Source organism: Bradyrhizobium sp., assembly GCF_016462955.1.
In the GTDB taxonomy this organism is placed as follows: Bacteria; Pseudomonadota; Alphaproteobacteria; order Rhizobiales; family Xanthobacteraceae; genus Bradyrhizobium.
Map to the genome: position 1 here is coordinate 3,848 of NZ_JAEMSD010000140.1, position 1,425 is coordinate 5,272.

The 1,425-nt window shown below is 63.9% G+C and carries 3 protein-coding genes; 1 reads left to right on the forward strand and 2 read right to left on the reverse strand.

Annotated elements, in window-relative coordinates; all coding sequences use genetic code 11:
• Positions 1-82 precede the first annotated feature (82 nt).
• Positions 83-655: a DsbA family protein gene (locus JHD07_RS16345; RefSeq protein WP_291623974.1), complete on the forward strand. Its 573-nt coding sequence runs from the start codon at positions 83-85 to the stop codon at positions 653-655.
• 77 nt (positions 656-732) lie between these two features.
• On the opposite strand, the gene JHD07_RS16350 is transcribed toward JHD07_RS16345, so the two are convergent.
• Positions 733-939, reverse strand: coding sequence for a hypothetical protein (locus JHD07_RS16350; RefSeq protein WP_291623956.1), 207 nt, complete (start codon positions 937-939; stop codon positions 733-735).
• 80 nt (positions 940-1,019) lie between these two features.
• Positions 1,020-1,425: dienelactone hydrolase family protein (locus JHD07_RS16355; protein WP_291623958.1), on the reverse strand; the 406-nt coding region annotated here is incomplete at its 5' end.

Below are 1,425 nucleotides of genomic sequence, written 5' to 3' on the forward strand. Positions count from 1 at the left end.
GGCACCAACAGCGGGATCGCCCCCATCGAGCGAATCCTCGCGATGGCCGCCTTCCTTGCCGGGCGCCGTCGCAGCGAGCGGGATCAACCTGGCGGGCGCCGCGACCGTTGAGGACGAGGTGCTGACCGAGGCCAAGGTGCTGCGCGATCCCGACACGCCCGTCGCAGGCAATCCCAACGGCAACATCACGATCGTGGAATGGTCTGACTATAATTGTCCCTATTGCCGCAAGCTCGAGCCCGAGCTGCGCCAGGTCGTGCAGGACGACGGCAAGGTGCGGCTGGTGATGAAGGACTGGCCGATCCTCGGGCCGGTCTCGGTTACCGCGGCGCGGAGCGCGCTGGCCGCCAAATTCCAGGACAAGTACCATCAGGCCCATGACGCCCTGATCGGCGTCAGTTCGCGCCTGACCGAGCCGCGCGTCAACGAATTGCTAGCGGCTGCCGGCGTCGACATGGACCGGCTGAAGCGTGATCTCACCAGCCACGCCAAGTACATCGACGCCATCCTCAAGCGCAACAACGAACAGGCTGAAGCCTTCGGCTTCCGCGGCACCCCGTCCTTCATCGTCGGCAAGTATCGCGTGCCCGGCGTGCTCAGCATGGCTGAGTTCGAGCAGGTCATTGCCGACGCCCGCAAGGCCAAGATGAACTGACGCGCAGCGTTGCGCGTGGCCAATGCAAAGACGCCGCTGCGAGCCGCAACGGCGCCTCGTTCATTTCAGGGTCGATGTTACCTCTGGGAAATCCGGACCCAGTCCTTGTGCGCGCGATCGCGTAGCGCGTCCCAATCGGCCTTCGCAACGTCCCAGTTCACGATGGTGCGGTTGCCGGTTGCGATATCGCCGTTGGCGACCGACGACGTCCGCATGGAGTCATAGACGTAGACGCCTCCCGCAAGAAGTAGCGCGCCCAAAATCATTCCGAAAAAAGTCCGCATGGCTAACCTCCGGTGACGCGCGATAACGTCGGCCCGATCTGATGGTTCCGCGACCATGCGGCGCATGCAAGGAGTGTCGTTTACACTTTATTCAGCCACGCCATCAGCTCCGCATTGATCTCGCGCGGGTAGGTGTGGCTGAGATCGTCGATCTCCCGATACGTGACATCAGCGCCGGCGGCGGCTAGGGCCGCCTGCGTCTGCCGCGCGGTCTGCACCGGAAACATCCAGTCGAGCTTGCCGTGGGTCATGAAGATCGGCAGTCCCTGCAGTCGCGTGGCGTCGGCCATCTCCGCCATCAGCGGATGGAAGGTTGCGGACACCGGCGCCAGATGGGTGAAGGGCGATGCGCCGTCGAGCCCGCTGACGTAACAGAAGGTGCCGCCGTCGCTCATGCCGGTGAGCAGCATACGCGAGGCATCGATGCTCCAGCGGCTGCGTACGATCTCGATGATGCGCATGAGATTCGGCGTGTCGGCATCATCG